General features: G+C 52.2%; 27 protein-coding genes. 22 read left to right on the top strand and 5 right to left on the bottom strand.

Annotated features, from left to right (window positions below):
• Positions 1–86: 86 nt before the first annotated feature.
• From mazG to eno, 3 genes are all read left to right on the top strand, one after another.
• A complete protein-coding gene (gene mazG / locus QMN38_RS18180) occupies positions 87–878 on the top strand; it encodes a nucleoside triphosphate pyrophosphohydrolase (RefSeq protein ID WP_271449526.1) in 792 nt (263 codons plus the stop codon).
• A 224-nt stretch (positions 879–1,102) separates the two neighbouring features.
• Complete coding sequence (pyrG, locus tag QMN38_RS18175; RefSeq protein WP_005130912.1) at positions 1,103–2,740, top strand: glutamine hydrolyzing CTP synthase; 1,638 nt, start codon at positions 1,103–1,105, stop codon at positions 2,738–2,740.
• 86 nt (positions 2,741–2,826) lie between these two features.
• On the top strand, positions 2,827–4,125 hold the full coding sequence (gene eno, locus QMN38_RS18170) for a phosphopyruvate hydratase (RefSeq protein WP_202037895.1): 1,299 nt from the start codon (positions 2,827–2,829) through the stop codon (positions 4,123–4,125).
• Positions 4,126–4,194: 69 nt separating this feature from the next.
• Here the strand turns inward: eno and QMN38_RS18165 are convergent, their stop codons facing one another.
• Entirely contained in the window at positions 4,195–5,304 is a 1,110-nt protein-coding gene (locus QMN38_RS18165) for an SDR family oxidoreductase (RefSeq protein ID WP_323605539.1), read from the bottom strand.
• A 428-nt stretch (positions 5,305–5,732) separates the two neighbouring features.
• Between QMN38_RS18165 and queE the strand changes: the two genes are divergently transcribed.
• Positions 5,733–6,404 (top strand): 7-carboxy-7-deazaguanine synthase QueE, encoded by a 672-nt coding sequence (gene queE, locus QMN38_RS18160; protein WP_043017395.1) that lies wholly within the window; start codon positions 5,733–5,735, stop codon positions 6,402–6,404.
• A 91-nt stretch (positions 6,405–6,495) separates the two neighbouring features.
• Here the strand turns inward: queE and queD are convergent, their stop codons facing one another.
• Positions 6,496–6,858, bottom strand: coding sequence for a 6-carboxytetrahydropterin synthase QueD (gene queD, locus QMN38_RS18155; protein ID WP_323605537.1), 363 nt, complete (start codon positions 6,856–6,858; stop codon positions 6,496–6,498).
• A 305-nt stretch (positions 6,859–7,163) separates the two neighbouring features.
• Here queD and cysJ point away from each other — a divergent pair, with 305 nt between their 5' ends.
• The 3 genes from cysJ to cysH all read left to right on the top strand — a co-directional run bounded on the left by cysJ (position 7,164) and on the right by cysH (position 11,512).
• Entirely contained in the window at positions 7,164–8,963 is a 1,800-nt protein-coding gene (gene cysJ / locus QMN38_RS18150) for an NADPH-dependent assimilatory sulfite reductase flavoprotein subunit (RefSeq protein WP_323605536.1), read from the top strand.
• Positions 8,963–10,675 (top strand): assimilatory sulfite reductase (NADPH) hemoprotein subunit, encoded by a 1,713-nt coding sequence (cysI, locus tag QMN38_RS18145; protein ID WP_323605534.1) that lies wholly within the window; start codon positions 8,963–8,965, stop codon positions 10,673–10,675. The genes cysJ and cysI overlap by 1 nt, the downstream gene beginning before the upstream one ends.
• A 102-nt stretch (positions 10,676–10,777) precedes the next feature.
• Positions 10,778–11,512, top strand: a complete 735-nt coding sequence (gene cysH / locus QMN38_RS18140; RefSeq protein ID WP_323605532.1) for a phosphoadenosine phosphosulfate reductase — start codon at positions 10,778–10,780, stop codon at positions 11,510–11,512.
• Between the two features lie 45 nt (positions 11,513–11,557).
• On the opposite strand, the gene QMN38_RS18135 is transcribed toward cysH, so the two are convergent.
• Positions 11,558–12,601: an aminopeptidase gene (locus QMN38_RS18135; RefSeq protein ID WP_271442472.1), complete on the bottom strand. Its 1,044-nt coding sequence runs from the start codon at positions 12,599–12,601 to the stop codon at positions 11,558–11,560.
• Positions 12,602–12,855: 254 nt separating this feature from the next.
• On the opposite strand from QMN38_RS18135, the gene cysD reads away from it, so the two are divergent.
• From cysD to rpoS, 12 genes are all read left to right on the top strand, one after another.
• On the top strand, positions 12,856–13,764 hold the full coding sequence (cysD, locus tag QMN38_RS18130) for a sulfate adenylyltransferase subunit CysD (RefSeq protein WP_137382749.1): 909 nt from the start codon (positions 12,856–12,858) through the stop codon (positions 13,762–13,764).
• 9 nt (positions 13,765–13,773) lie between these two features.
• Complete coding sequence (gene cysN / locus QMN38_RS18125; RefSeq protein ID WP_323605530.1) at positions 13,774–15,201, top strand: sulfate adenylyltransferase subunit CysN; 1,428 nt, start codon at positions 13,774–13,776, stop codon at positions 15,199–15,201.
• Entirely contained in the window at positions 15,201–15,806 is a 606-nt protein-coding gene (cysC, locus tag QMN38_RS18120; RefSeq protein ID WP_271455002.1) for an adenylyl-sulfate kinase, read from the top strand. The genes cysN and cysC overlap by 1 nt, the downstream gene beginning before the upstream one ends.
• Positions 15,807–15,873: 67 nt before the next feature.
• Positions 15,874–16,197, top strand: a complete 324-nt coding sequence (locus QMN38_RS18115) for a DUF3561 family protein (RefSeq protein WP_271442474.1) — start codon at positions 15,874–15,876, stop codon at positions 16,195–16,197.
• A 215-nt stretch (positions 16,198–16,412) separates the two neighbouring features.
• Positions 16,413–16,724: a cell division protein FtsB gene (gene ftsB, locus QMN38_RS18110; protein WP_003034163.1), complete on the top strand. Its 312-nt coding sequence runs from the start codon at positions 16,413–16,415 to the stop codon at positions 16,722–16,724.
• An 18-nt stretch (positions 16,725–16,742) separates the two neighbouring features.
• Positions 16,743–17,456 carry a 2-C-methyl-D-erythritol 4-phosphate cytidylyltransferase gene (gene ispD / locus QMN38_RS18105; RefSeq protein WP_271442475.1) on the top strand — a complete coding sequence of 238 codons (714 nt, stop codon included), beginning with the start codon at positions 16,743–16,745 and terminating at the stop codon, positions 17,454–17,456.
• A 63-nt stretch (positions 17,457–17,519) separates the two neighbouring features.
• A complete protein-coding gene (gene ispF, locus QMN38_RS18100; protein WP_005130881.1) occupies positions 17,520–17,999 on the top strand; it encodes a 2-C-methyl-D-erythritol 2,4-cyclodiphosphate synthase in 480 nt (159 codons plus the stop codon).
• Positions 17,996–19,045 carry a tRNA pseudouridine(13) synthase TruD gene (gene truD / locus QMN38_RS18095; RefSeq protein WP_323605528.1) on the top strand — a complete coding sequence of 350 codons (1,050 nt, stop codon included), beginning with the start codon at positions 17,996–17,998 and terminating at the stop codon, positions 19,043–19,045. Before ispF ends, truD begins: the two co-directional genes overlap by 4 nt.
• On the top strand, positions 19,026–19,787 hold the full coding sequence (gene surE / locus QMN38_RS18090) for a 5'/3'-nucleotidase SurE (RefSeq protein WP_323605526.1): 762 nt from the start codon (positions 19,026–19,028) through the stop codon (positions 19,785–19,787). The genes truD and surE overlap by 20 nt, the downstream gene beginning before the upstream one ends.
• Positions 19,781–20,407 carry a protein-L-isoaspartate(D-aspartate) O-methyltransferase gene (locus QMN38_RS18085; RefSeq protein WP_061068474.1) on the top strand — a complete coding sequence of 209 codons (627 nt, stop codon included), beginning with the start codon at positions 19,781–19,783 and terminating at the stop codon, positions 20,405–20,407. Before surE ends, QMN38_RS18085 begins: the two co-directional genes overlap by 7 nt.
• A 186-nt stretch (positions 20,408–20,593) precedes the next feature.
• The gene (nlpD, locus tag QMN38_RS18080) at positions 20,594–21,676 is read left to right on the top strand and encodes a murein hydrolase activator NlpD (RefSeq protein ID WP_249357549.1); all 1,083 of its coding nucleotides are present in this window, start codon (positions 20,594–20,596) and stop codon (positions 21,674–21,676) included.
• A gap of 61 nt (positions 21,677–21,737) precedes the next feature.
• Positions 21,738–22,730, top strand: coding sequence for an RNA polymerase sigma factor RpoS (gene rpoS / locus QMN38_RS18075; RefSeq protein ID WP_000081498.1), 993 nt, complete (start codon positions 21,738–21,740; stop codon positions 22,728–22,730).
• A 96-nt stretch (positions 22,731–22,826) separates the two neighbouring features.
• Here the strand turns inward: rpoS and QMN38_RS18070 are convergent, their stop codons facing one another.
• Positions 22,827–23,231 (bottom strand): MarR family winged helix-turn-helix transcriptional regulator, encoded by a 405-nt coding sequence (locus QMN38_RS18070; protein ID WP_271442477.1) that lies wholly within the window; start codon positions 23,229–23,231, stop codon positions 22,827–22,829.
• 159 nt (positions 23,232–23,390) lie between these two features.
• On the opposite strand from QMN38_RS18070, the gene QMN38_RS18065 reads away from it, so the two are divergent.
• The 3 genes from QMN38_RS18065 to QMN38_RS18055 are packed head-to-tail and all read left to right on the top strand — an operon-like array spanning position 23,391 to position 25,658.
• Entirely contained in the window at positions 23,391–23,984 is a 594-nt protein-coding gene (locus tag QMN38_RS18065; RefSeq protein ID WP_271442478.1) for a non-oxidative hydroxyarylic acid decarboxylases subunit B, read from the top strand.
• Positions 23,984–25,411, top strand: coding sequence for a non-oxidative hydroxyarylic acid decarboxylases subunit C (locus QMN38_RS18060; RefSeq protein ID WP_271449533.1), 1,428 nt, complete (start codon positions 23,984–23,986; stop codon positions 25,409–25,411). The genes QMN38_RS18065 and QMN38_RS18060 overlap by 1 nt, the downstream gene beginning before the upstream one ends.
• A gap of 10 nt (positions 25,412–25,421) precedes the next feature.
• Positions 25,422–25,658 carry a non-oxidative hydroxyarylic acid decarboxylases subunit D gene (locus tag QMN38_RS18055; RefSeq protein ID WP_271442480.1) on the top strand — a complete coding sequence of 79 codons (237 nt, stop codon included), beginning with the start codon at positions 25,422–25,424 and terminating at the stop codon, positions 25,656–25,658.
• Between the two features lie 95 nt (positions 25,659–25,753).
• Here the strand turns inward: QMN38_RS18055 and QMN38_RS18050 are convergent.
• The coding region (locus QMN38_RS18050; RefSeq protein ID WP_004200914.1) for an IS1 family transposase at positions 25,754–25,827 on the bottom strand (74 nt) is incomplete at its 5' end.

Genomic DNA, 25,827 nt, shown 5'->3' with positions numbered 1-25,827 from the left:
AAGCCGCCATCCGGCGATTTCGCAGCGCCGGATGGCGACATAAATGACTTGTCCGGCCTACCGTATTGAAATTTCAGGATTTTCACATGAATCAAATCGACCGACTGCTCGGTATTATGCAGCGCCTGCGTGACCCGGAAAACGGCTGTCCGTGGGATAAAGAGCAGACTTTCGCCACCATCGCCCCCTATACCCTCGAAGAAACCTATGAAGTGCTCGATGCCATCGCACGTGAAGACTTCGACGATCTGCGTGGTGAACTGGGCGATCTGTTGTTCCAGGTGGTGTTTTACGCACAAATGGCGCAGGAAGAAGGGCGCTTCGATTTTAACGATATCTGCGCTGCGATTAGCGATAAGCTCGAACGTCGGCATCCGCATGTATTTGCCGATGTTTCTGCCAGTACTAGTCGCGAAGTGCTGACCCGCTGGGAACAGATCAAAACCGAAGAACGTGCCGGGAAGGCACAACATTCCGCGCTGGACGATATTCCCCGTAGTTTACCGGCGCTAATGCGCGCCCAGAAAATCCAGAAACGCTGCTCCAATGTTGGCTTTGACTGGAAGACTTTAGGACCGGTTGTCGACAAAGTTTATGAAGAGATTGACGAAGTTATGTTCGAGGCGAAGCAGGCTGTCGTTGACCAGGCTAAACTGGAGGAGGAAATGGGCGACCTGCTGTTTGCCACGGTCAATATGGCCCGTCATTTAGGGACAAAAGCAGAGACGGCATTGCAGAAAGCGAATGAAAAATTCGAGCGCCGTTTTCGTGAGGTTGAGCGAATTGTGGCAGCCCGCGGTCTGGAAATGACTGGTGTTGATCTGGAAACAATGGAAGAAGTCTGGCAACAGGTAAAACGGCAGGAAATTGATCTCTAAGGGATTTCGTCGGTCAAGGACGATTTGTGTGATTTTTTAAATAACAAGCGATTGATTTACGTCAAAAACATTTACCCCAAAGGGGCTATTTTCTCACTCCCGATGTTAATGTGAGCCTGGTGAAGAGGAGGAATAATGAAAGTTTGTGGCGCTCGTCATGTTCGGGTATACTACTTTCCCGTCTTGGTAATTCCATCGTTTCACCCTAACTTCTCAGGTCCAGCATGACAACGAACTATATTTTTGTGACCGGCGGGGTCGTATCCTCTCTGGGAAAAGGCATTGCCGCAGCCTCCCTCGCAGCCATTCTTGAAGCCCGTGGCCTCAATGTGACCATGATGAAACTGGATCCGTACATCAACGTCGATCCAGGTACTATGAGCCCTATCCAACACGGGGAAGTGTTCGTTACCGAAGACGGCGCTGAAACCGACCTGGACCTGGGTCACTATGAGCGTTTCATCCGCACCAAAATGAGCCGCCGTAACAACTTCACCACCGGTCGTATCTACTCCGACGTTCTGCGTAAAGAACGCCGTGGTGACTATCTGGGTGCGACCGTTCAGGTCATTCCGCACATCACGAATGCCATTAAAGAGCGCGTTCTGGAAGGCGGTGAAGGTCATGATGTTGTTCTGGTCGAAATCGGCGGAACCGTTGGGGATATCGAATCTCTGCCGTTCCTTGAAGCGATTCGCCAGATGGCTGTAGAAATTGGCCGTGAGCACACGCTGTTTATGCATCTGACGCTGGTTCCGTATATGGCGGCGGCAGGTGAAGTCAAAACCAAACCGACTCAGCACTCTGTAAAAGAGCTGCTTTCTATCGGTATTCAGCCAGATATCCTGATTTGCCGCTCCGATCGCGCAGTTCCGGCTAATGAACGTGCAAAAATTGCATTGTTCTGTAACGTTCCGGAAAAAGCGGTGATTTCTCTGAAAGATGTCGATTCCATCTATAAAATTCCGGGCCTGTTGAAATCTCAGGGCCTTGACGATTATATTTGTAAACGATTCAGCTTGAACTGTCCGGAAGCGAATCTGTCAGAATGGGAACAGGTTATCTACGAAGAAGCGAATCCGGCAGGCGAAGTGACTATCGGTATGGTCGGCAAGTACATTGAACTGCCGGATGCCTATAAGTCAGTTATCGAAGCGCTGAAGCACGGTGGCTTGAAGAATCGTGTCACCGTCAACATCAAGCTGATTGATTCGCAGGATGTTGAAACGCGTGGTGTTGAGATCCTGAAAGGTCTTGATGCCATCCTCATCCCAGGCGGCTTCGGCTACCGTGGTGTTGAAGGGAAAATCGCGACAGCGCGCTTTGCGCGTGAAAACAATATTCCTTATCTGGGCATTTGCCTGGGTATGCAGGTTGCGTTGATTGAGTTTGCTCGTAACGTCGTGGGAATGGACAACGCCAACTCCACAGAATTTGTGCCAGACTGTAAGTACCCAGTGGTGGCCCTGATTACTGAATGGCGTGATGAAGACGGCAACGTTGAAGTCCGTACCGAGAAGAGCGATCTGGGTGGCACAATGCGTCTTGGTGCGCAACAGTGTCAGCTGAGCGATGAGAGTCTGGTTCGTCAACTGTACGGTACGCCGACAATTGTTGAACGTCATCGCCACCGCTACGAAGTCAACAATATGCTGTTGAAACAGATTGAAGCTGCGGGTCTGCGTGTTGCAGGCCGTTCCGGTGATGATCAGTTGGTCGAGATCATTGAGGTACCGAATCATCCGTGGTTCGTGGCCTGTCAGTTCCACCCGGAATTTACTTCCACGCCACGTGATGGACACCCGCTGTTCGCCGGCTTTGTGAAAGCCGCCAGTGAACATCAGAAGCGTCAGGCGAAGTAAGAAGTAAAAAGTTAGAACGGCAATGCACCCATCAGGGTGCATTGTTTGTCTGGAGTTTTAGTTTAACTTGTACTGAGGAAAACCTAATGTCCAAAATCGTTAAAATCATCGGTCGTGAAATCATCGACTCCCGTGGTAACCCGACTGTTGAAGCCGAAGTACACCTGGAAGGTGGTTTCGTTGGTATGGCAGCGGCTCCGTCAGGTGCTTCTACTGGTTCCCGCGAAGCACTGGAACTGCGCGATGGCGACAAATCCCGTTTCATGGGTAAAGGCGTACTGAAAGCTGTTGCAGCTGTAAACGGCCCGATTGCTCAGGCTCTGCTGGGTAAAGATGCTAAAGATCAGGCTGGCATCGACAAGATCATGATCGATCTGGACGGTACTGAAAACAAATCCAACTTCGGTGCAAACGCCATCCTGGCTGTGTCCCTGGCGAACGCCAAAGCAGCAGCTGCTGCTAAAGGCCTGCCGCTGTATGCACACATCGCTGAACTGAACGGTACTCCGGGCAAATACTCCATGCCGGTTCCGATGATGAACATCATCAACGGTGGTGAGCACGCTGACAACAACGTCGACATCCAGGAATTTATGATTCAGCCGGTTGGCGCTAAATCCCTGAAAGAAGCCGTTCGTATGGGTTCCGAAGTGTTCCACAACCTGGCTAAAGTTCTGAAAGCTAAAGGTATGAACACTGCAGTTGGTGACGAAGGTGGCTACGCGCCGAACCTGGGTTCCAACGCTGAAGCTCTGGCTGTAATCGCTGAAGCGGTTAAAGCAGCAGGCTACGAGCTGGGCAAAGACATCACTCTGGCGATGGACTGTGCAGCGTCTGAATTCTACAAAGACGGTAAATACGTTCTGGCTGGCGAAGGCAACAAAGCGTTCACCTCCGAAGAATTCACTCACTTCCTGGAAGAACTGACCAAACAGTACCCGATCGTATCCATCGAAGATGGTCTGGACGAGTCTGACTGGGACGGTTTCGCATACCAGACAAAAGTACTGGGCGACAAAATCCAGCTGGTTGGTGACGATCTGTTCGTAACCAACACCAAGATCCTGAAAGAAGGCATCGAAAAAGGCATCGTTAACTCCATCCTGATCAAATTCAACCAGATCGGTTCTCTGACCGAAACTCTGGCTGCGATCAAAATGGCGAAAGACGCTGGCTACACTGCTGTCATCTCTCACCGTTCTGGCGAAACTGAAGATGCTACCATCGCTGACCTGGCTGTTGGTACCGCTGCAGGCCAGATCAAAACGGGTTCTATGAGCCGTTCTGACCGTGTTGCTAAGTACAACCAGCTGATTCGTATCGAAGAAGCTCTGGGTGAACACGCTCCGTACAACGGTCGTAAAGAGATCAAAGGTCAGGCGTAATCCTGTTCTTTCTCTGATTTAAAAATGCCAGCCTTCGGGCTGGCATTTTTTTGCCTGCACAATCGCAACCTATTTAAAGTCCACCGCCATTTGCTGTGGAATAGTCAGCCCACGTGTCGTCTGCACACAGCGCTCAATGTAATCGGTAAAACGCGGCGGCTTCGGCATCCCCATGCTGAGCAGCTTATCATTGCTGAATCGCACGTTCAGCGTTGCGAACGCACCGTAAAGACGCATGGCTTTAAGCATCAGTCGTTCGTTGCAGGGGCCAAAAATATTCTTCAGTTCACGGCGCATTTGGACCAGCGTTTCATAGCTGACCTGTGCGTATTTATTGCCGACGGGAGCTTGTTCCAGCGCAGATGCCATCGCGCTATCAATATCTGCAAACCTCACGCTATTTTCTTCTCCTGCTGAGATGTGCACTACTTCACCGCGAGCGAGCGGACTGCTCAGTAACATCAGCAATGCATCGGCGCAGTAATCAACCGGGATCACGTCAATACGGTCTTCCATCGAACACATAAATTTTTGTAGCATCAGACCCATGCTGAATACCCAGAAAATACTGCTGGAGGGTTGGCAGCCATGATGAGTGTGGCCAACAACGATAGAAGGCCGCGCCATAACCAGTGGTAATGTTGGGCATTCCTGTTGCATCAGATGCTCTATCGTGGATTTAGAGTGCGTATACTCAACCAGATGCTCAGCACGTTCGCGAAATTCTGCACTTTCTGCCACCAGTGAATCGGGTTCTGGGGAGCATGACATCGCTGTACCAACGTGAAGAAAGCGCTGCAGGCTGCTGACACTGGCCATTCTCCGGGCGAATTTCAGCGTTCCTTCGACATTTACTTTCCAGATAAGCGGGTTGTTGCCAAAAGAGGCGACGGCGGCGCAGTTGATGACATGAGTAACCTGGTCCAGACGGGGGTCGTGAAGAAACGCTTCGGGTTCTACCAAATCACCCAACAGGATATTCCGCGGGCTAAGTGCGGCCAGCTTTTCTTCTGCAATATTAAATTTGCGCAGATTTTCCTTTATCCGTTCCAGCGCAGATACATCATTATCGGCACGAACTAAAAGCAGCAGATTAAATCCATTTGTCTGATTCAGAATGTTTTCTAAAACGGCTCCGCCCAAAAAACCGGTTGCGCCAGTAATTAATAGTGTATTCATGAATGCAGTCTCATTAGGGGTGGTTGACTGGATTCTAGGCGCGGATAATTAAACGAAGATTAAATGGAAAATTAGCGTAACATTAGGTTTCTTAAGCCTATTTTAATATAAAAATACCGCGGATCGAATTTGACTATGCATGATACTAATAAATTCATAATTTTATGTATCCGTTTGTACATGCTTGAAATATTTTACTTTTAAAATATTTATACTATTTTTATAAGGTTATTATCAAAAATGTTTTGTTACATCAAAACGCTGCCTGAACAGCTATGAAATTAAATCACAGCTATTCGATCATTGCAGACGCAAACACGAGATCATGTTTCATGATTTTTTAACTCAGGGGACAGCGCAGCCGGGGGCAAGACCTGAGCGTGCAAATCTGCAATAATACGCATTCATAACCCAAAACAGAGATGACTATGCAGTACCCGATTAACGAGATGTTCCAGACCCTGCAAGGTGAGGGTTACTTTACCGGCGTCCCCGCCATTTTTATTCGTTTACAGGGATGCCCGGTTGGCTGTGCCTGGTGCGATACCAAACACACCTGGGATAAGCTTGAGGATCGGGAAGTCTCCCTGTACAGCATCCTGGCCAAGACTAAAGAGAGCGACAAATGGGGCGCGGCAAGCAGCGAAGATCTGCTGGCAGTCATTTTGCGTCAGGGCTATACCGCCCGCCACGTGGTGATCACCGGCGGCGAGCCTTGCATTCATGACCTGATGCCGCTGACTGACCTGCTGGAAAAAAACGGCTTTAGCTGCCAGATTGAAACCAGCGGAACCCACGAAGTGCGCTGTACGCCGAATACCTGGGTGACCGTATCGCCAAAGGTGAATATGCGCGGTGGCTATGATGTGCTGTCGCAGGCGTTGGAGCGCGCGAATGAAATTAAACATCCGGTTGGTCGCGTTCGCGATATTGAAGCGCTGGATGAACTGCTGGCAACGTTGAGCGACGACAAACCGCGAATCATCGCCTTACAACCAATCAGCCAGAAAGAAGATGCGACGCGTTTGTGTATTGATACCTGTATTGCGCGTAACTGGCGTCTGTCGATGCAGACCCATAAATATCTGAATATTGCCTGATAACCTGGCCGGGGGCGTTTCGCTTACCCGGCCAGAGTTTGTTGCTCGTTGCTGGCCTGATAAGACGCATCGCCATCCGGCAACGCTTTAATCACTCGCCGCGATACACACAGCCCGCTGTGCAGGTTTCTTTGACCATTACGGCACTCAGCAGAGGGACAACCGGTTTAACCTGATCCCAAATCCATTTGGCCAGCACTTCACTGGTTGGGTTTTCTAAGCCTGCAATATCGTTCAGATAATAGTGATCGAGTCTGTCGTAAGTCGGCTTAAACGCCGCTTTTAACTCAGAAAAATCCATAATCCAACCGGTATGTGGATCGACTTCACCGGTAATTTCAAGACGCACCATAAATGAGTGACCATGCAGGCGACCACACTTATGCCCTTCCGGTACATGCGGCAGGCGGTGAGCGGCTTCGAAGGTGAAATCTTTAAACAAGGTGGTGGACATTATTTACTCTCAAGAATGCGAAAAACCGGCGTAGGGTACCGTAAAGAGCAATTTTTATCATTAGTTAAAAGGGCGCAGAGTATCAGAACAATCTATTCATAAAGATAATGTTCAATAACTATCTATATATCAAATGCTTATTAAATCGATTTTGCTGTTAATAACTATAACTAAAACAGGTTAGTCCATTTGGTTATTTGTTATTTCCATCACTTCTTTAATTGTTACTATCCCCACCGTTAACCTTATCTTCAGTTTGGGTTTTATTGCTGAAATCCGCTTTGCTTACTGGAACATGACAACGCATGACGACACAGGCCCCACCTTCCGCTTTGCTCCCGCTAAACCCGGAGCAACTGGCACGCCTTCAGGCGGCCACGACTGATTTCACTCCCACACAGCTTGCGTGGGTGTCTGGCTATTTCTGGGGCGTGCTGAATCAGCAGCCGGGAACGAATGCCGCAGCGCCTGCGCCTGTCGCTGAAATGCCAGGAATTACACTCATCTCGGCTTCGCAAACCGGTAATGCACGTCGCGTGGCGGAAGCCTTACGCGACGATCTGATCGCTGCGCAGCTCAATGTCACCCTGATCAATGCTGGCGATTATAAATTCAAACAAATTGCCAATGAAAAATTGCTGGTCGTGGTGGCATCGACTCAGGGAGAAGGTGAACCGGCGGAAGAAGCCGTTGCGTTGCATAAATACTTGTTTTCTAAAAAAGCGCCGAAGCTTGAAAACACGGCTTTTGCCGTATTTGGCCTTGGCGATACGTCTTACGAATTTTTCTGCCAGTCAGGTAAAGACTTTGATGCGAAACTGGCAGAGTTGGGTGGTGAACGCTTGCTGGACCGCGTTGACGCTGATGTCGAGTATCAATCGGCGGCGGCAGAATGGCGTGCCCGCCTGGTTGATTTACTGAAGGCGCGTGCGCCTGTTGCACCGTCTGCACAGGCTGCTGCGAGCGGTGCGGTTAACGAGGTGCACACCAGTCCTTACACCAAAGAAGCACCGTTGAGTGCAACACTTTCGGTGAACCAGAAAATTACCGGGCGCGACTCTGAAAAAGATGTACGCCATATCGAAATTGATCTGGGTGATTCTGGCCTGCGCTATCAGCCAGGCGACGCATTGGGTGTCTGGTATCAGAACGATCCGGCCCTGGTCAAAGAAATTGTGGAACTGCTGTGGCTGAAAGGTACTGAGCTGGTCACCGTTGATGGCAAAACGCTGCCGCTCGCTGACGCGCTGGAGTGGCATTTCGAATTGACCGTCAACACGGCCAATATCGTGGAAAACTATGCCACCCTGACGCGCAGCGAAACGCTGTTGCCGTTGGTAGGTGATAAAGCGCAATTACAGCATTACGCTACAACCACCCCCATTGTCGATATGTTACGTTTCTCCCCGGCACAACTCGATGCCGACGCGTTAATTAGCTTGCTGCGTCCGCTGACACCACGCTTGTACTCCATTGCCTCATCCCAGGCTGAAGTGGAAAGCGAAGTACATATCACCGTGGGTGCCGTGCGTTTCGACGTTGAAGGCCGCGCGCGTGCAGGTGGTGCCTCCAGCTTCCTTGCCGATCGCGTGGAAGAAGAGGGAGAAGTGCGTGTGTTTATTGAGCATAACGACAACTTCCGCCTGCCGGAAAATCCGCAAACACCGGTCATTATGATCGGGCCTGGAACAGGGATTGCGCCGTTCCGCGCCTTTATGCAGCAACGTGCCGCAGACGGCGCAGAAGGGAAAAACTGGCTGTTCTTTGGCAATCCGCACTTTACTGAAGATTTCCTGTATCAGGTGGAATGGCAGCGTTACGTCAAAGAAGGTGTACTCAGCCGTATCGACCTTGCCTGGTCCCGTGATCAAAAAGATAAAGTCTACGTACAAGATAAACTGCGCCAACAGGGTGCAGAGCTGTGGCGCTGGATTAATGACGGTGCGCACATTTATGTCTGCGGCGACGCCAATCGCATGGCGAAAGACGTTGAGCAGGCTTTGCTGGAAGTGATTGCCGAATTCGGTGCTATGGATATCGAAGCGGCGGATGAATTTTTGAGTGAGCTGCGCGTTGAGCGCCGTTATCAGCGAGATGTCTACTAATGAGCGAAAAACATCCAGGACCACTGGTGGTCGAAGGTAAGCTGTCCGACGCTGAACGTATGAAGCTGGAGAGCAATTATCTGCGCGGCACCATTGCCGAAGATTTAAATGACGGCCTCACCGGCGGATTCAAAGGTGATAACTTTCTGCTGATCCGTTTTCACGGTATGTACCAGCAGGATGACCGCGATATTCGCGCCGAACGTGCCGAACAGAAGCTGGAGCCGCGTCATGCGATGCTGCTGCGCTGCCGCCTGCCGGGGGGAGTCATCACCACCAAACAGTGGCAGGCGATCGATAAGTTTGCCCATGACAACACCATTTACGGCAGCATCCGTCTGACCAACCGCCAGACGTTTCAGTTTCACGGTATTCTGAAGAAGAACGTGAAACCGGTGCACCAGATGCTGCATTCAGTGGGGCTGGACGCGCTGGCGACCGCCAACGATATGAACCGTAACGTGCTGTGCACTTCCAACCCGTATGAGTCTGAGTTGCATGCTGAAGCGTACGAGTGGGCGAAAAAAATCTCTGAACACTTGCTGCCCCGTACCCGCGCTTATGCTGAGATCTGGCTGGATCAGGAAAAAGTCGCGACGACGGATGAAGAGCCGATCCTCGGTCAGACCTATCTGCCGCGTAAGTTTAAAACGACGGTGGTGATCCCGCCGCAGAACGACATTGATCTGCACGCTAACGATATGAACTTCGTAGCGATTGCCGAAAACGGCAAGCTGGTGGGCTTTAACTTGCTGGTTGGCGGTGGACTGTCTATTGAGCACGGTAACAAGAAAACCTATGCGCGCACCGCAAGTGAGTTTGGTTACCTGCCGCTGGAACACACCTTAGCGGTGGCAGAAGCGGTGGTGACCACGCAGCGTGACTGGGGTAACCGTACCGATCGTAAAAACGCCAAAACCAAATACACGCTGGAGCGGGTAGGTGTCGAGACGTTTAAAGAAGAAGTTGAACGTCGTGCGGGGATCAAATTCGAGCCGATTCGTCCGTATGAGTTTACTGGTCGAGGCGACAGGATTGGTTGGGTGAAAGGGATCGACAATAAATGGCACCTGACGCTGTTTATTGAAAATGGCCGTATTCTGGATTATCCGGGGCGTCCGCTGAAAACAGGCTTGCTGGAGATCGCGAAGATCCACAAAGGCGAGTTCCGTATCACTGCCAACCAGAACCTGATCATTGCCGGTGTCCCGGAAAGTGATAAGGCGAAGATTGAGAAGATTGCGCAGAAAAGCGGCCTGATGAATGCGGTGACCCCACAGCGTGAAAACTCAATGGCCTGCGTATCGTTCCCGACCTGTCCGCTGGCAATGGCCGAGGCAGAACGTTTCCTGCCTACGTTTATCGACAACATTGATACGTTGATGGCGAAGCATGATTTAAGCGATGAAAATATTGTCATGCGAGTCACGGGCTGCCCGAACGGCTGTGGTCGTGCCATGCTGGCGGAAGTGGGGCTGGTGGGTAAAGCGCCTGGGCGCTATAACCTGCATCTGGGCGGAAACCGTATCGGGACTCGTATCCCACGGATGTTCAAAGAAAATATCACAGAGCCGGAAATTCTGGCTTCGCTGGATGAACTGATTGGGCGCTGGGCGAAAGAGCGCGAAGCGGGTGAAGGCTTCGGTGATTTTACAGTGCGTGCGGGCATTATTCGCCCGGTGCTCGATCCTGCGCGTGATTTCTGGGAATAACCCGAATTGCCGAATGGCGGCATAAATGCCTTATCAGGCCTACGTAGACTGTAGGCCTGATAAGCGAAGCGCCATCAGGCAAAGACATACAGCGAGGAACTTATGTCCAGACTCGATCTAAACGGCTTAAACGCACTGCCAAAAGTTGAGCGTGTTATGGCACTGGCAGAAACCAACAGCCAACTGGAAAAGCTGAGCGCGGAAGAACGCGTGGCGTGGGCGCTGGAAAATCTACCCGGCGAATATGTCCTTTCATCAAGTTTTGGTATTCAGGCGGCGGTCAGCCTGCATCTGGTGAACCAGATTCGCCCGGATATCCCGGTGATCCTCACCGACACTGGCTATTTATTTCCGGAAACTTACCAGTTTATTGATGAGTTAACGGATAAACTCAAACTCAACCTGCAGGTCTACCGAGCGAAAGAGAGCGCGGCCTGGCAGGAAGCGCGCTACGGCAAGCTGTGGGAGCAGGGCGTTGAAGGCATTGAGAAATACAATGACATCAACAAAGTCGAACCCATGAACCGGGCGCTGAAAGAACTGAATGCACAAACCTGGTTTGCGGGTCTGCGCCGCGAGCAGTCCGGTAGCCGTGCACATCTACCGTTATTGGCTATTCAGCGCGGCGTATTTAAAGTGCTGCCGATTATCGACTGGGACAACCGTACGGTATACCAGTATCTGCAAAAACACGATCTGAAATATCATCCGCTGTGGGATCAAGGCTACCTGTCAGTCGGTGATACCCACACGACGCGTAAATGGGAGCCAGGCATGGCAGAAGAAGAGACGCGTTTCTTCGGGCTGAAGCGCGAGTGTGGATTACACGAAGGATAACAGGAAAGTGGTCCGGTAAGATTTACATCCTACCGGACCACCTCTTCAGGATTTACCCGCTTTTGCCAGTTCTTTCACCAGCGGCAGCATAATGCGTACGACGTCTCGGCTGCGATGTTCAATCCGCCCTGGAAGCGCTTTATCGATATGCTGCTGGTTGTCCAGACGCACGTCGTGCCAGCTGTTACCGGCGGGGAAAGAGGCAGTTTTGGCTCGTTGCTGATAGCCGTCTTTTTTACCCAGGCTCCAGTTGGTTGCTTCTACCGAGAGCACGGCGATTCCCGCTTTGTCGAAGACCTCGGCATCGTTACAACATCCGGTTCCTTTCGGATAGTCTTTGTTCAGGCCCGGGTTGGTACTGGCGACGATACCGCGGCTGTGTGCAATTGCCAGCGCCCGGTCGCGCGTCAGTTTTCGTACGGCTTCCGGGGTTCTTTTCCCACTATTGAAGTAGAGCTTGTCCCCGACGATCAGGTTATCGAGGTTGATAACCAGCAGCGTATTTTTCTTTTCTGCCGCACTCATGCGTTTAAGGATATTTTCTGCACCCAGTTTGCCTTCTTCCTCACCGCTGGTGGCGATAAACCGAATGCCGTACTGTGTCGGCACATTTTTTAGTTTTTCAGCCAACTCCAGCATGACGCCCAAACCTGCGGCGTTATCGTCGATGCCCTGCAAGGTTAATCCGCCCAGATTAGCATCGGAATCGGCATCGCTCTGCGCAGCGTAAGTGTCGAGATGCGCCATGATAATAATCTGCTGCGGCGCTTTGCCTTCATGCGCTGCAATGACGGTGCTGCCCGTAACGTTATGCCAGTTCTTACGATTGTCTTTAGCGGTATAAATATAACGGCTATTAAACGTCCGAATATCACTGCGATAGCCCATCTGCTGAAATTGCTGACGTAAATAATCAGCAGAGAGCATTTCTGCCGGAGAGCCCGTCACGCGGCCAGGGAAGAATGTTGCGATATATCGGGCCTGAGTATTTGCCATATCTCCGGGCTTCGAAGAGGTTGCCTGTGCGGGAAGGATAAAGCACGCGCCGAGCGCCAGGGCGGTAGTCAGGTGGCGCAATGCGGAAAACATAGTGAGTCCTTAAATACCAAGCAGAAATTTTCAGCCGTTAGTATGAAACCGTGATCGAGGTAAAACAATTTCATTTGCTCCTAAATGCCCGAAATCCGGCGGCTTAAGCACTTTTTGATATTTGCTTTTCCAGATCGTTATTCCTTTGAGGAACTACTCATTCCAATTCGTAATTTCATTCGCTCTCTTGCCCTCCCTATAGTCAGGTTATCTGAACTTCGTTAGCAAAATAACGGCAATACATAGGAACGGTTATGGATCAAAAACGACTTACCCACCTGCGGCAACTGGAAGCGGAGAGCATCCATATCATTCGTGAGGTGGCCGCCGAGTTTTCGAATCCGGTGATGATGTATTCCATCGGCAAGGATTCCAGCGTAATGCTGCATCTGGCGCGCAAAGCGTTTTATCCTGGTTCACTGCCGTTTCCTCTGCTGCACGTTGATACCGGCTGGAAATTCAGCGAGATGTATGAGTTTCGTGACCGCACGGCAAAAGCCTACGGCTGCGAACTGCTGGTGCATAAAAACCCGGAAGGGGTGGCGATGGGGATAAATCCATTTGTCCACGGTAGCGCCAAGCATACCGACATTATGAAAACCGAGGGGTTGAAGCAGGCGCTGAACAAATACGGTTTTGACGCAGCATTCGGCGGCGCACGCCGTGATGAAGAGAAATCGCGCGCGAAAGAGCGCATCTATTCCTTCCGCGATCGTTTTCATCGCTGGGACCCGAAAAACCAGCGTCCGGAGCTGTGGCATAACTACAACGGCCAGATTAACAAAGGCGAAAGCATTCGCGTATTCCCGCTCTCTAACTGGACGGAACAGGATATCTGGCAGTACATCTGGCTGGAGAACATCGACATTGTTCCGCTGTACCTCGCCGCAGAGCGTCCGGTGCTTGAGCGCGACGGCATGTTGATGATGATTGATGACGACAGAATCGATCTGCAGCCTGGTGAGGTTATCAAAAAACGGATGGTGCGTTTCCGTACTCTCGGCTGCTGGCCACTCACTGGCGCAGTGGAGTCTAACGCGCAGACGCTACCGGAAATCATCGAAGAGATGCTGGTCTCAACCACCAGTGAACGTCAGGGCCGCGTGATTGACCGCGACCAGGCGGGCTCCATGGAGCTGAAGAAACGTCAGGGGTATTTCTAAGGAGCCGCCATGAACACGACACTTGCACAACAAATTGCTAATGAAGGCGGCGTTGAAGCCTGGATGATCGCCCAACAACACAAAAGCCTGCTGCGTTTTTTAACCTGCGGTAGCGTGGATGATGGGAAAAGTACCCTGATTGGGCGTCTGTTGCATGATACCCGACAGATCTACGAAGATCAGCTTTCATCGCTGCACAATGATAGTAAACGTCATGGTACGCAGGGCGAGAAGCTCGATCTGGCGCTGTTGGTTGATGGCTTGCAGGCCGAGCGCGAACAGGGCATCACTATTGACGTGGCCTACCGTTATTTTTCCACCGAAAAACGCAAATTTATCATCGCGGATACTCCCGGTCATGAGCAGTACACCCGCAATATGGCAACCGGTGCGTCGACCTGCGATCTGGCGATCCTGCTGATCGATGCACGTAAAGGCGTGTTGGATCAGACCCGCCGTCATAGCTTTATTTCTACGCTGTTGGGAATAAAACATCTGATCGTTGCGATCAACAAAATGGATCTGGTGGATTTTAGCGAAGAGACATTTAACCGCATTCGTGAAGATTATCTGACCTTTGCAGAGCAGTTGCCGGGCAACCTGGATATCCGTTTTGTACCGCTTTCAGCACTGGAAGGTGACAACGTGGCGTCGCAAAGTTTCAGCATGCCGTGGTACAGCGGTCCGACGCTGCTGGAAGTGCTTGAAACCGTTGAAATCCAGCGTGTTGTCGATACTCAGCCGATGCGATTCCCGGTGCAGTATGTGAACCGCCCAAATCTTGATTATCGTGGTTATGCCGGAACACTGGCCTCCGGTAGCGTGAAGGTAGGACAACGCGTCAAAGTGTTACCGTCTGGCGTTGAGTCGAGCGTCGCCCGGATTGTCACGTTTGATGGCGATTTGCAGGAAGCGCATGCCGGTGAAGCCATTACCCTTGTGCTAAAAGATGAGATCGATATCAGTCGTGGTGACCTGCTGCTTGATGCCCAGGAAACGCTGCCGGCGGTGCAAAGCGCTGCCGTTGATGTGGTGTGGATGGCGGAGCAGGCACTGTCGCCAGGGCAGAGCTATGACATCAAAGTGGCGGGCAAGAAGACGCGTGCGCGTGTTGATAGCGTGGAGTATCAGGTTGATATCAATAACCTGACCCAGCGTGAAGTCGAAGCCTTACCGCTGAACGGTATTGGCCTGGTGAGATTGACGTTTGATGAACCGCTGGTGCTGGATACCTATCAGCATAATCCGGTCACGGGCGGCCTGATTATCATTGACCGTCTGACGAACGTCACCGTTGGGGCAGGACTGGTTCGCGAGCCGATCGTCCAGGAGCCGGCCACGGCATCCCAGTTCAGTGCGTTTGAACTGGAGCTCAATGCGCTGGTGCGTCGTCACTTCCCACACTGGGGTGCGCGCGATCTGCTGGGAGGAAAATAATGGCGCTGCATGACGAAAACGTCGTCTGGCATGCCCATCCTGTTACGCCACAACAGCGGGAGCAACACCACGGCCATCGTGGTGTTGTGCTGTGGTTTACCGGACTCTCTGGTTCGGGTAAATCCACGGTAGCGGGAGCGCTGGAAGAAGCGCTGCACAAGCAGGGGGTTAGTACTTATCTGCTGGATGGCGATAACGTGCGCCACGGTCTGTGCAGCGATCTCGGATTTAGCGATGCCGATCGCAAGGAGAATATTCGCCGGGTTGGGGAAGTGGCTAACCTGATGGTGGATGCGGGGCTGGTGGTACTGACTGCCTTTATTTCCCCTCATCGTGCTGAACGACAGATGGTTCGCGAACGTGTGGGTCATGGGCGTTTTATAGAGGTGTTTGTCGATACACCGCTGGCAACCTGTGAATCACGTGATCCAAAAGGACTATATAAAAAAGCGCGGGCGGGTGAGTTGCTCAATTTTACTGGAATTGACTCGGTATACGAAGCGCCTGAATCGCCAGAGATTCATCTGAATGGTGAACAATTAGTAACAAATTTGGTCTCTCAATTATTAGACCTGCTGAGGCAGGAAGATATTATCAGATCCTGAGACACCACCGGACTCCTCGCGATTTTAAAACAGGTACGCCCGGTCAGTCATGGTCACAGGATTAGATATGCGCAACAGCCATAACATTACTATCACAGAGTCAGAGACTTTCGCCGCCGACGACGAAACCACCTGGTCACTACCGGGTGCCGTTGTCGGTTTTGCGGCGTGGTTGCTGGCGCTGGGGTTCCCGTGCCTGATGTATGGTCCTAATACGCTGTTTTTCTTCCTTTATACCTGGCCTTTTTTCCTCGCGTTGCTGCCCGTCGCCATTGTGGCGGGTATTGCCCTGCATTCGCTTTTGAAGGGACGGCTGCTGCTAAGCGTTACGTTTACCCTGCTGGTGGTTGGGTCGATGTTTGGCGCATTGTTCCTGTGGCTGCTGGGCTAGGTTCTCTTCCCTTTTTCCATGGTGAGTGGTGCTGCATACCAGCAGCTCTAATTCAAACCGTAACCAACAATGAGATTATGTTCTCCTTACACGGGGTATACGTAACAACGGGCAAATGTGGTACATTTGCCCGCGTTGTCGCGGCATTCCCGCCCGCAGACGTAAAATCGTCGACGGAAGTTATGGGATGTTAATGCCGTTTTTCAGGGGGCAGGATGGGTAAACTAACGCTGCTGTTGCTGGCTTTATTGGTCTGGCTACAGTATTCGCTGTGGTTCGGTAAGAACGGCATACATGACTATAGTCGCGTCAACGATGATGTTGCTGCGCAGCAAGCTACAAACGCGAAACTTAAAGCGCGTAACGATCAGCTCTTTGCTGAAATTGATGATCTCAATGGCGGTCAGGAAGCTATCGAGGAACGCGCACGCAACGAACTCAGCATGACTAAGCCGGGCGAAACGTTTTATCGCCTGGTCCCTGACGCGTCTAAACGCGCACAGACCGCAGGGCAAAACAATCGATAAACCAGCCAAGGATTTAACATGGCAGCCACTTTATTGGACGTTTGCGCCGTGGTACCGGCTGCCGGATTTGGCCGCCGAATGCAGACGGAGTGTCCTAAGCAGTACCTCTCAATTGGCAATAAAACCATTCTTGAACACTCGGTTGATGCGCTACTGGCGCATCCCCGGGTGACGCGTGTCGTCATCGCGATCAGTCCCGGCGACAGCCGCTTTGCCCAACTTCCACTTGCAGCGCATCCGCAAATTACCGTGGTGGATGGCGGCGATGAGCGTGCCGATTCTGTTCTTGCCGGTTTGCAAGCCGCTGGAGACGCTCAGTGGGTACTGGTGCATGATGCCGCGCGGCCATGTCTGCATCAGGATGATTTAGCCCGCTTACTGGCAATAAGTGAAACCAGCCGTATCGGCGGTATCCTGGCGGCCCCCGTACGCGACACCATGAAACGTGCGGAGCCTGGTAAGACCGAGATTGCTCATACGGTCGAACGTACCGATTTATGGCATGCGTTGACACCGCAGTATTTCCCACGCGAACTGTTACACGATTGCCTGACTCGAGCGTTAAACGAAGGCGCAACCATTACGGATGAGGCTTCGGCACTGGAATATTGCGGCTTTCATCCGCTGCTGGTTGAAGGACGCGCTGACAACATTAAAGTCACCCGTCCGGAAGATCTGGCGCTGGCGGAATTTTATCTGACCCGAACAACCCCTACACAGCATCATTCATGATGTACCGAGGCGGCCAACATAAAGGCGGCTTGAAGGATGATGTGTCTATCAGGAGAATGCATAATGCGAATTGGACACGGTTTTGACGTACATGCCTTTGGAGGCGTTGGCCCAATTATCATTGGTGGTGTGCGCATCCCGTATGAAAAAGGACTGCTGGCACATTCTGATGGCGATGTGGCGTTACATGCGCTAACCGATGCCCTGCTGGGTGCAGCGGCGTTGGGTGATATTGGTAAACTCTTCCCGGATACCGATGCCGCGTTCAAAGGTGCCGATAGCCGCGAGTTATTGCGTGAGGCCTGGCGGCGTATTCAGGCTAAAGGTTATACGCTTGGTAATGTGGATGTCACTATTATTGCCCAGGCACCGAAGATGCTGCCGCACATTCCGCAAATGCGGGTGTTTATTGCCGAGGATCTCGGCTGCCATATGGATGATGTTAACGTGAAAGCGACCACCACGGAAAAACTCGGTTTTACCGGGCGTGGGGAAGGGATTGCCTGTGAAGCGGTGGCGTTACTCATTAAGGCAACGAAATGACTGCGTTTGAAAATCTGACCTATCTCCATGGTAAACCACTCGGCCACGGAGTTCTGAAAGCAAATCCGGAAGACTTTGTCGTTGTCGAAGATTTAGGCTTCGAACCGGATGGCGAAGGCGAGCACGTTCTGGTGCGTATTCTGAAAAACGGTTGTAACACCCGTTTTGTGGCTGACGCGCTGGCCAAATTCCTTAAAATCCACGCCCGCGAAGTAAGCTTTGCCGGACAGAAAGATAAGCATGCTGTCACCGAGCAGTGGCTGTGCGCGCGCGTGCCGGGCAATGCAATGCCCGATTTAAGCAAATTTGAGCTGGAAGGCTGTAAAGTGCTGGAGTACGCCCGCCACAAGCGTAAGCTGCGTTTAGGCGCACTGAAAGGCAACGCTTTTACGCTGGTGTTGCGTGAAGTGAGCGAGCGTGATGATGTTGAAGCGCGTTTACAGGCGATTAGCGAGCGCGGCGTCCCGAACTATTTTGGTGCCCAACGTTTTGGTATCGGCGGCAGCAACCTGCAAGGTGCGCTGCGCTGGGCACAAAGCGATGCGCCGGTGCGCGATCGCAATAAACGCAGTTTTTGGTTGTCGGCAGCCCGTAGCGCGTTGTTTAATCAGATAGTCAATGAACGCTTGAAAAAAACAGACTTTAATCAAGTTGTTGACGGCGATGCGCTACAATTGTCGGGACGCGGAAGCTGGTTTGTCGCCACACGGGACGAACAGACCGAATTACAGCGTCGTGTTGATGAAAAAGAATTGATGGTAACAGCGGCACTACCGGGCTGCGGTGAGTGGGGAACTCAGCGCGATGCTCTGGCGTTTGAAGAGGCTGCTATTGCTGACGAAACCGCGCTACAGTCTCTGTTATTGCGCGAGAAAGTTGAGGCATCGCGCCGCGCTATGTTGCTGTATCCACAACAATTAAGCTGGAACTGGTGGGATGACGTAACCGTTGAGTTGCGCTTCTGGCTACCGGCAGGTAGCTTCGCCACCAGTGTTGTAAGGGAACTTATTAACACAATGGGTGATTATGCGTATATTGCTGAGTAACGATGATGGGGTCCACGCACCCGGTATACAAACGCTGGCGAAAGCGCTGCGTGAGTTTGCTGACGTACAGGTGGTTGCCCCGGATCGTAACCGCAGTGGCGCGTCTAACTCGCTGACGCTGGAATCCTCGCTTCGCACTTTCACCTTTGATAATGGCGATATCGCCGTGCAAATGGGGACACCTACCGATTGCGTCTACCTGGGCGTGAACGCGTTAATGCGTCCGCGTCCGGACATTGTCGTTTCCGGGATTAATGCGGGTCCAAACCTGGGGGATGATGTCATCTACTCCGGTACCGTGGCGGCAGCAATGGAAGGTCGTCATCTCGGATTCCCTGCGCTGGCGGTCTCGCTCGATGGGCATAAACACTACGAGACCGCTGCGGCGATAACCTGCCGGATTTTACGCGCGTTAAGCCGCGAACCGCTGCGCACCGGACGTATTCTGAATATCAACGTTCCGGATTTACCCCTGGATCAGATCAAAGGTATGCGGGTCACCCGCTGCGGCAGCCGTCATCCGGCGGATCAGGTGATCCCACAGCAGGACCCGCGTGGTAATACGCTGTATTGGATCGGGCCGCCGGGCGAAAAGTGCGATGCCGGTCCGGATACGGATTTTGCTGCCGTTGATGAAGGTTATGTTTCAATCACGCCACTGCATGTTGATTTAACCGCATACGGTGCGCATGAGGTTGTTTCTGGCTGGTTAGACAGCGTGGGAGTCGACACGCAATGGTAAGCAGACGCGTACACACTCTCCTTGAACAATTACGTGCGCAGGGCATCAGAGATGAACATGTCCTGGATGCGCTCGCCGCCGTGCCGCGTGAAAAGTTCGTTGATGAGGCGTTTGAACATAAGGCCTGGGATAATATCGCCCTGCCGATTGGCCAGGGGCAGACCATCTCACAGCCCTATATGGTGGCTCGCATGACCGAGCTGCTGGAGCTAACGCCGCAATCCCGGGTACTGGAAATTGGTACTGGCTCTGGCTACCAGACGGCGATCCTGGCGCATCTGGTGCATCACGTGTGCTCTGTTGAGCGCATTAAAGGCTTGCAATGGCAGGCGCGTCGTCGCCTGAAGCAGCTTGATTTACATAATGTTTCGACCCGTCATGGTGATGGATGGCAAGGCTGGCAAGCTCGAGCGCCGTTTGACGCTATCATTGTGACGGCAGCACCGCCTGAGATCCCAACGGCATTGATGATGCAGTTAGATGAAGGCGGCATTCTCGTCTTGCCCGTGGGCGATGAGCACCAGTTTTTGAAACGGGTTCGTCGTCGGGGAGGCGAATTTATTATCGACACCGTGGAGGCCGTACGCTTTGTTCCCTTAGTCAAAGGGGAGTTAGCGTAGCTAACGCTGCTGAATACCTGGAGTTTTCCTGGATATTCTGGAATTAGTAAGCGTATCGTGGTCACGTTTTCCAGTGTCCAGTCCGATGCCTTGCACGGTGATTACGTCACTGGGTATTAACCAAATTTTCCTGGGGGATAAATGAGCGCGGGAAGCCACAAATTTACCGTTCGCCGTATTGCGGCATTGTCACTGGTTTCATTATGGCTGGCAGGTTGTTCAAACACCTCGAATCCACCAGCGCCGGTCAGCTCTGTTGGCGGCAACTCATCATCGAACACCAGCTCCGGTATGCTGATTACGCCTCCACCAAAAATGGGATCAACGGCGACAGTACAACAAACGCCACAGATCCAACCGGTGCAACGCCCGGCGACTCAGCCAACACAGGTTCAGCCGGTTGCAGAACAGCCTGTCCAGATGGAAAACGGGCGGATTGTGTACAATCGTCAGTATGGGAATATTCCGAAAGGTAGCTATACGGGTGGCAGTACCTATACTGTTAAGAAAGGCGACACGCTTTTCTATATTGCCTGGATTACCGGGAACGATTTCCGTGACCTCGCACAACGCAATAACGTTCCGGCCCCGTATGGCCTGAATGTCGGACAAACTCTGCAAGTGGGCAACGCGTCGGGTGCACCGATTACCGGTGGTAATGCCATCACCCAGGCGGATGCAGCACAGCAAGGAGTTGTGACCAACCCTGCACAAAATTCCACCGTTGCTGTTGCTTCGAAACCAACAATTACGTATTCTGAGGATTCAGGTGAACAAAGTGCTAACAAAATGTTGCCGAACAACAAGCCTGCTGGGACCGTCGTCACAGCGCCTGTAACGGCTCCGGCAGTTAGTGCAACCGAATCGACTGCAAGCTCAACTTCTACCAGTTCGCCGATCTCTACCTGGCGCTGGCCGACTGACGGCAAAGTGATCGAAAACTTCGCAGCTACCGAAGGTGGCAATAAAGGGATCGACATTGCAGGCAGCAAAGGACAGGCTATTGTCGCGACCGCAGATGGACGCGTCGTGTATGCCGGTAACGCGCTGCGTGGTTACGGTAATCTTATTATCATCAAACACAACGATGATTACCTGAGTGCCTACGCCCATAACGATACAATGCTGGTCCGGGAACAACAAGAAATCAAGGCGGGGCAGAAGATAGCTACCATGGGTAGCACCGGAACCAGTTCTACACGCTTGCATTTTGAAATTCGTTACAAGGGGAAATCCGTAAACCCGCTGCGCTATTTACCGCAGCGATAATTCGGCGGAACCAGGCTTTCACGTGCTAGTTCCGTTAGGGATCACGGGTAGGAGCCACCTTATGAGTCAGAATACGCTGAAAGTTCATGATTTAAATGAAGATGCGGAATTTGATGAGAACGGAGTAGAGGCTTTTGATGAAAAAGCCTTGAGTGAAGAGGAACCCAGTGATAACGACCTGGCTGAAGAAGAGCTGTTATCGCAGGGGGCCACACAGCGTGTGTTGGACGCGACTCAGCTTTACCTTGGTGAGATAGGTTATTCACCACTGTTAACAGCCGAAGAAGAAGTTTATTTTGCGCGTCGCGCACTGCGTGGAGATGTCGCTTCTCGCCGCCGCATGATTGAAAGTAACCTGCGTCTGGTGGTGAAAATTGCTCGTCGTTATGGCAATCGTGGTCTGGCATTGCTGGACCTGATTGAAGAGGGCAATCTGGGGCTTATCCGTGCCGTCGAGAAGTTTGACCCTGAGCGCGGGTTCCGCTTCTCAACATACGCAACCTGGTGGATCCGCCAGACGATCGAACGGGCGATTATGAATCAAACCCGAACGATCCGACTGCCGATTCACATTGTAAAAGAGCTGAACGTCTATCTGCGTACTGCGCGTGAGTTGTCGCATAAACTGGACCACGAACCAAGCGCAGAAGAGATTGCGGAACAACTGGATAAACCGGTTGATGACGTCAGCCGTATGCTCCGACTCAACGAGCGCATTACCTCGGTAGACACCCCGCTGGGTGGCGATTCCGAAAAAGCGTTGCTGGATATTCTGGCCGACGAAAAGGAAAACGGTCCGGAAGACACCACGCAAGACGATGATATGAAACAGAGCATCGTCAAATGGCTGTTCGAACTGAACGCCAAACAGCGTGAGGTGCTGGCACGTCGTTTTGGTTTGCTGGGGTACGAAGCTGCGACACTGGAAGATGTGGGCCGTGAAATTGGCCTGACCCGTGAACGTGTTCGCCAGATTCAGGTTGAAGGTCTGCGTCGTCTGCGTGAAATCCTGCAGACGCAGGGGCTGAATATCGAAGCGCTGTTCCGCGAGTAAGCACAAGTTCTATCAAGAAAGGCCAGTCTCATTGAGACTGGCCTTTTTCTTTAGCGGATATGCAGGCCAGATAAGGCGGAGCCGCTATCCGGGACATTACCCCATCATTTTACGCACCAGATACGTAAACTGCTCGCGTTCTTGCGCGCTAAGCCGCCCGAGAAACTCATTATCTATACCGTCTCCCAGCAGTGTCACATGGGTAAGCAATGTATCACCCTCTGGCGTGAGATAGACAAATCGTCTGCGCTTATCTGTCGGATCGTGCTCGCGTTTTACCAGCCCTCGACTTTCCATCCGGCTCAGCATTTCCGCAAGCGTAGCTTTCGTGCTCACCGCGGCCTCTGTTAAGTCAACCTGCTCGATACCAGGACGTTCAGCAATGGCCCGCATCACTGCGTACTGAGGTTTAGTCAGTTCCGGTAACGCATGCTGCCAGCGAGCCGTATGCTTTTGAAAAAGCTGGCGTAGTAAATGAAACGCGGTATTACGTAACTCCATGGGAACTCCGGGCAAACGATCGGTCTCTATCATAGCGGGTAACGCGCACTTTTTTAACAAGCGCGACTTTAGCTATCTGTGCCAGGTGTCCTTGCCCGGAGTCGGTTGTGGGAGTATGTTAAGCAAAATGTTCGTACACGAACAATATTGAGAGGTTGAATGAGACTCATCGTAGGAATGACCGGGGCTACGGGAGCGCCGCTTGGTGTGGCGTTGCTACAGGCGCTGCGGCAAATGCCGGAAGTGGAAACGCATCTGGTGTTATCGAAGTGGGCGAAAACGACCATTGAGCTGGAAACGCCGTACAGCGTTCACGATGTGTCTGCGCTGGCGGACTACTGCCACCATCCGGCGGACCAGGCGGCGAGTATCTCCTCCGGCTCGTTTCGGACCGACGGCATGATTGTTATCCCCTGTAGCATGAAAACGCTGGCCGGTATTCGGGCTGGGTATGCGGACGGACTGGTGGGGCGTGCTGCTGATGTGGTGCTAAAAGAAGGGCGCAAGCTGGTGCTGGTTCCGCGTGAAATGCCGCTGAGCACCATTCATCTGGAAAATATGCTCGCACTTTCCCGTATGGGCGTCGCAATGGTTCCGCCGATGCCCGCGTTTTATAACCATCCGCAAACGGTCGATGACATTACGCAGCATATTGTTGCTCGCGTTCTCGATCAGTTTGGTCTGGAACACCCAAACGCCCGTCGCTGGCAGGGATTACGGCAGGCGCAGAATTTTTCACAGGAGAATGAGTAATGGCATTTGATGATTTGCGCAGCTTTTTGCAAGCGCTGGACGACCAGGGACAATTGCTGAAAATCAGTGAAGAAGTGAACGCCGAACCGGATTTAGCGGCTGCTGCCAATGCCACCGGGCGTATTGGTGACGGCGCGCCTGCGCTGTGGTTTGACAATATTCGTGGATTTACCGATGCCCGGGTGGCGATGAACACTATCGGCTCATGGCAGAACCACGCAATCTCGTTGGGTTTACCACCGAATACGCCGGTGAAAAAACAGATTGATGAATTTATTCGCCGCTGGGATAAATTTCCGGTTGCACCAGAACGTCGCGCCAATCCGGCGTGGGCGGAAAACAGCGTCGACGGCGATGATATTAACCTGTTTGATATTCTGCCGCTGTTTCGTCTGAACGATGGCGACGGTGGTTTCTACCTTGATAAAGCCTGCGTGGTTTCACGCGATCCGCTGGATGTCGACAATTTCGGTAAGCAGAACGTCGGTATTTACCGTATGGAAGTAAAAGGCAAGCGTAAGCTGGGCCTGCAACCGGTGCCGATGCACGATATCGCGCTGCACCTGCATAAAGCGGAAGAACGCGGCGAGGATCTGCCAATTGCGATCACCCTTGGCAACGATCCGATCATCACTCTGATGGGGGCGACGCCGCTGAAGTACGATCAGTCTGAATACGAAATGGCGGGGGCGCTGCGTGAAAGCCCGTACCCGATCGCCACCGCGCCGCTCACTGGTTTTGACGTACCGTGGGGGTCTGAAGTGATCCTTGAAGGGGTCATCGAAAGTCGCAAGCGTGAAATAGAAGGGCCATTTGGTGAATTTACCGGTCACTACTCTGGCGGGCGCAACATGACCGTGGTGCGCATTGATAAAGTGTCTTACCGTACGAAGCCGATTTTTGAATCACTCTATCTCGGCATGCCGTGGACGGAGATCGATTACCTGATGGGGCCGGCGACTTGTGTGCCGTTGTACCAGCAACTGAAAGCAGAATTCCCTGAAGTGCAGGCGGTTAACGCCATGTATACCCACGGTTTGCTGGCGATTATCTCCACCAAAAAACGCTACGGCGGCTTTGCCCGTGCGGTGGGGCTGCGGGCGATGACGACGCCGCATGGCCTGGGCTATGTGAAGATGGTGATTATGGTTGATGAGGATGTTGATCCGTTCAACTTACCGCAGGTGATGTGGGCGCTGTCGTCGAAGGTTAACCCGGCGGGCGATCTGGTGCAGTTGCCGAATATGTCGGTACTGGAACTGGACCCAGGCTCCAGCCCGGCAGGTATCACTGACAAGCTGATTATTGATGCCACTACTCCGGTTGCCCCGGATAACCGTGGCCATTACAGCCAGCCGGTATGTGATTTACCTGAGACTCAAGCCTGGGCTGAAAAGCTGACCGCCATGTTGGCCAACCGTAAATAAGGAGATGCAGATGATTTGTCCACGTTGTGCTGATGAACACATAGAATTGATGGCGGTCTCGCCGGTGAAAGGTGTCTGGACGGTATATCAGTGTCAGCATTGTCTGTACACCTGGCGTGATACCGAACCGCTACGTCGTACCAGCCGTGAGCACTACCCGCAGGCGTTTCGCATGACGCAGAAGGATATTGATGAAGCACCGATGGTGCCAAGTATTCCACCGCTGCTGGCAGAAGATAAGCGCTAATCAACATTGCCGGGTGCGGCTTCGCCTTACCCGGCCTACATTTAGCGGTATTTGTAGGCCCGACAAGCAAAGCGTCATCGGGTAATGACTCTAACTTACTGATAGTGTTTTATGTTCAGATAATGCCCGATGACCTTGTCATGCAGCTCCACCGATTTTGAGAACGACA

The organism is Citrobacter sp. R-1.5.2 (genome assembly GCF_035064245.1).
Classification (GTDB): Bacteria; Pseudomonadota; Gammaproteobacteria; order Enterobacterales; family Enterobacteriaceae; genus Citrobacter.
Note: the sequence above shows the minus strand (reverse complement) of the source record. Positions and strands in the feature narration are given on the sequence as shown.